The sequence below is a fragment of the Streptomyces niveiscabiei genome (assembly GCF_001419795.1).
GTDB classification, from domain to species: Bacteria; Actinomycetota; Actinomycetes; order Streptomycetales; family Streptomycetaceae; genus Streptomyces; species Streptomyces niveiscabiei.
In genome coordinates, this window is record NZ_LIRL01000856.1 from 1 (window position 1) to 4,697 (window position 4,697).

The following is a 4,697-nucleotide window of genomic DNA, read 5'->3' on the forward strand; positions in this document are numbered from 1 at the left end:
CAGCAGTACGCGGTCGTCTTCGCCGCGTCGACGGTCCTGACCCTCGTCCTGTGGCTCCTGGCCGTCGCCAAACGCGCAGTGCGAGGCGTCCCCCTCGGCACCGCGATCTCCGAGGCCGTCGGGTTCCTGTGGCTGACGGTCCTCGCCTCCGCGTTCACGCCGCTGATCCTCTACACCGTCGTCTCCGCGACCGACGGCATCACGGACGTCCTCGCGAAGGCGACCGGCGACCAGACGGACACGTTCTTCGGCACGTTCTCCGCCGCCCTCGCGAAGGGCGAGAACATCGGCGGCGGCCCGATCATGCTGATCGTGGTCTCCCTCGTCTCGGTCCTCGCCGCGGGCATCCTCTGGCTCGAACTGGTCATCCGTACGGCCCTGCTGTACGTCGGCGCGCTGCTCGGCACGGTCGTGTACGCCGGTCTCGTGGACAAGAACCTCTGGGGCCACGTCCGCCGCTGGGCCGGCGTCATGATCGCCGTGATCATGGTGAAACCGGTGATCGTGATCGTGCTCGGCCTCGCCGGAGCCCTCTCCGGGGACGACGGCCCGGACTCGTTCTCGGCGATCGTCTCGGGGCTCGCGATCATCCTGCTGGCCATCTTCGCCAGCGCGATGATCTACCGCTTCGTCCCCGGCTTCGGCGACGAGATCGCCGCGTCCCGCAACAACCGCATCATGCAGGGCGCCGAGAGCAAGGCCGCGGCCGTCATCTCGTCCCCGGCGACCCTCGTCGCACAGGGCATCAAGACGCACAGCACCCGCGCCAACGACGGTGGCGGCGGCGGCAATGCGTCGTCCAGCAGCACGCCGCGCCCCGCCAACCCCGGCTCCGGCGGCATCGCCGCGCACGGCTCGCGCCCCGCGAACGGCGGCGGAGGGGGCGCAGCCGCCGCGCCCGCCCCGCGCACCGGCAGCCCCCTCAACACCCCGCACGCCAGCAACAACCGCACGGGAGGTGAAGGGCGTTGACGACCGAGTCCCACGTGTCGCACCCGATCGCGCCCCGCCGTACGTATCTGATCGGCCGGGCCCGGCCGAACGCGATCGTCGGCAAGAACCGCGAGACCGGAGAGATCGCCCTCATCATCACGGGCGCCTTCCTCGGCATGATGTGCGGTCTGCTCGTCCCCGTGCTCGCCCTGCGGATCGTGCTGCTCACCGGCTTCCCGCTGATCGCCCTGATGGCGGTCTACGTGCCGTACAAGCACCGCACGTTCTACAAGTGGTTCGAGATCAACCGCAGTTACAAGCGCAGCCTGCGCAAGGGCACCGCGTACCGCAGCTCGGCGATGGAGGCCGGCGTCGCGCTCGACGGCCGCGAGGTCGAGATCGGCCCGCCCCCCGGCATCGGCCGCATCACCTGGCTGTCCGCGCCCTTCGGCCCCGACGAGATCGCCGTCCTCCTGCACGCCGACCGCCGTACGGTGACGGCCGCGATCGAGATCGAGGGCCCCGGCGTCGGCCTGCGCGACAGCGAGGACCAGGAAGCCCTGGTGGACCGTTTCGGCACCCTGCTCAAGCACGTGGCCAACGGCGACGGCTTCGTCACCCGCATCCAGATGCTCGCCCGCACCCTCCCCGCCGACCCCGACGCGCACGCCAAGGACGTCGCCCAGCGCGGCGACGACAAGGCCCTGCCGTGGCTCCAGTCCTCGTACGACCAGCTCCAGTCGATGGTCTCCACGAGCAGCGAACAGCACCGCGCGTACCTCGTCGCCTGCATGCAGTACAGCCGTGAACTCGCCGCCGAGGCCCACGCGATGGCCCGCGCCGCACGCCCCCAGGCGGGCCGCAAGGTGGACCGGGACGCCGGGCTCGCGGTCGTCATGGCCCGTGAGCTGACCGACATCTGCTCGCGCCTCCAGGAGGCCGACATCCGCGTCCGCCAGCCCCTCGGCCAGGGCCGCCTGTCGTCGCTCATCCACTCCATGTACGACCCCGACCACCCCATCGACCACATCCAGGCGATGACCAAGCGCAACGCCTGGCCGGCCGAGCTCGACGCCATGGAGCCGACGTACCTCCAGGCCAAGACCCGCGAGTCCTCGACCCGCGCCCCCTGGTGCCACTCCACGGCGTGGATCAAGGAGTGGCCGATGACCCCGGTCGGCGTCAACTTCCTCGCGCCCCTGCTCGTCCACACCCCGGACGTGATCCGCACGGTCGCCGTGACGATGGACCTCGAACCCACCGAGGTCGCCATCGAACGCATGCTGACGGAGAAGACCAACGACGAGGCCGAGGCGTCCCGCCAGGCCAAGATGAACCGCACCCTCGACCCGCGTGACGTCGCCGCCAACTCCCGCCTGGACCAACGCGGCGAGGACCTCGCGAGCGGCGCCGCCGGCGTCAACCTCGTCGGCTACATCACGGTCTCCTCGCGCTCCCCCGAAGCCCTCAACCGCGACAAGCGGACGATAAGGGCCTCGGCCGGAAAGTCGTACCTCAAGCTGGAGTGGTGCGACCGCGAGCACCACCGGGCGTTCGTCAACACACTCCCCTTCGCCACCGGCATCCGGAGGTAGGAACAGATGCGGGATCCGCTCTCCCTCCTCACCGACGCCTTCACCGCCTTCCTCTTCGGCAAGGTCGAGACGACCCGCCTCCCGGTCCGCACCTCCACCGGCCAGGCCCAGGCGGTCTATCTCCCCACCGCCGCACCGGGGTTGGGCGACTCCGGCGTCATCATCGGCCGCGAGGTGTACTCCGGCAAGGGCTACATCTACGACCCCTTCCAGCTCTACGGCCAGCAACTCCCGGCCCCCCACTGGCTCGTCCTCGGCGAATCCGGCAACGGCAAGTCCGCCCTCGAAAAGACGTACGTCCTGCGCCAGTTGCGCTTCCGGGACCGCCAAGTCGTCGTCCTGGACGCCCAGGGCGAGGACGGCGCCGGCGAATGGAACCTCATCGCCCGCGAGTTGGGGATAACTCCCATCCGCCTCGACGCGATGGCCGCCCTCGACGACGGCATCCGCCTCAACCCCCTCGACCCGGCGATCACCACAACAGGCCAACTGGCCCTGCTGCGCACGATCATCGAGGTCGCGATGGGCCACGGCCTCGACGAACGCTCCGGGTTCGCGCTCAAGGTCGCGCACGCGTACGTCAACGAGACGATCGTCGAACGCCAGCCGGTGCTGTCCGACATCGTCGAGCAACTCCGCCACCCCGAACCGGAGTCGGCCGAGGCGATGAACGTCGCCATAGACGACGTACGCGCCTGGGGACTCGACGTCGCCCTCGTCCTCGACCGCCTGGTCGACGGCGACCTGAGGGGCATGTTCGACGGCCCCACGACCGTCGGCATCGACCTCGACGCGCCCCTCATCGTCTTCGACCTCTCCCACATCGACCGCAACTCCATCGCCATGCCGATCCTCATGGCCATCGTCGGCGTCTGGCTGGAACACACCTGGATCCGGCCCGACCGCAAGAAGCGCATCTTCCTCGTCGAAGAGGCCTGGCACATCATCAACAGCCCCTTCGTCGCCCAGCTCTTCCAACGCCTGCTGAAGTTCGGCCGGCGCCTGGGCCTCTCCTTCGTCGCCGTCGTCCACCACCTGTCCGACGTCGTGGACGGAGCGGCTGCCAAGGAGGCCGCGGCGATCCTCAAGATGGCGTCCACACGGACGATCTACGCGCAGAAGGCGGACGAAGCGCGGGCGACGGGGCGGGTGTTGGGCCTCCCTCGCTGGGCGGTCGAAATCATCCCCACCCTCACGCCGGGCATCGCGGTATGGGACGTCAACGGCAACGTGCAGGTCGTCAAACACCTCGTCACAGAGACGGAACGCCCCCTCGTCTTCACGGACCGCGCGATGACGGAGTCCTCCACCGACGCGGCGGACGACGCGCTGCGCGCCGCGGAACTGGAAGCGGAACAACGGGCCGCAGCCTTCATGGAACAGCACATGGCCGACCTCGACGGCACGGAATCCACGGTGGCGTGACCCATGCCGACCCCTCGCCCCAAACAACAACAGGGAGGCGTCCCGGACGGCCTGCTCCTAGGCATACTGGCGCTGTTGCTGGTCATCACCATCCTGACCTGGACAGCAACAGGCCTCTCGGCCCTCCTCTCCCACGCCACCTGGCCGGCCGGCCTCACCTTCATGCGTACGCCGCTGGCCCTACGCCACCTCATCTCCCACCCCAACGACCTCCCCGGCGCCTGGCCCGACACCCCACCGGACGACCTCTCGGGGTACGGCCTCTTCTGGGGCCTGTTCATCGGCCAGCTGATGATCCTGCTGACCTTGACATTCTTCGGCCTCGGGACGTGGGCGCGGTGGAGGGTGGTCAGGGCGAGGAAACGGGAGGAGAGGGCAGCGGCCCGAGGAAGGGCACCGGGTCCCTCTACAACCCCCCTGCCCAAACAGGAGCCGGACAAAGGCAGTTGGGCATTTCCGCCCCTGGCGGAGAGCGGCGAGGGGCACACGGCCGATACGGCACGGAACGCGCCCCAGCCCCCCGACAAACAACAACCACCGGCCCACGCAGCTCCCACCGCCCCGCAGCACCACCCTCGCGCCCCGCACGCACCCGGCACTCCTGCCGCAACCACACCGGGCGGCACCCCCGCAGACCCGCACTCAGCGGCCTCAGCGGCCTCAGCGGCAGGCAGCCTCGCCGATCCGCACCCGCTCCACCCCGCTCACCCAGCTGCGGGCAGTCGTGCCGCTAGGGGCGGCACG

Annotated in this window: 3 protein-coding genes; all 3 read left to right on the top strand. The window is 69.8% G+C overall.

Translation table 11 applies throughout. The features are described from left to right. Positions 1-972 (top strand): hypothetical protein (locus AOK24_RS35525; RefSeq protein WP_055724092.1); only part of this gene is annotated, 972 nt, incomplete at its 5' end. Continuing rightward, a complete protein-coding gene (locus tag AOK24_RS35530) occupies positions 969-2,528 on the top strand; it encodes an SCO6880 family protein (RefSeq protein WP_055724093.1) in 1,560 nt (519 codons plus the stop codon). The genes AOK24_RS35525 and AOK24_RS35530, both read left to right, overlap by 4 nt. A gap of 6 nt (positions 2,529-2,534) precedes the next feature. Continuing rightward, positions 2,535-3,953, top strand: coding sequence for an ATP-binding protein (locus AOK24_RS35535; protein WP_055724094.1), 1,419 nt, complete (start codon positions 2,535-2,537; stop codon positions 3,951-3,953). Positions 3,954-4,697: the final 744 nt, after the last annotated feature.

Excerpts from the sequence above, each read along its gene's own strand:
- AOK24_RS35535 (WP_055724094.1), top strand. The coding sequence starts at position 2,535 with ATGCGGGATCCGCTCTCCCTCCTCACCGACGCCTTCACCGCCTTCCTC.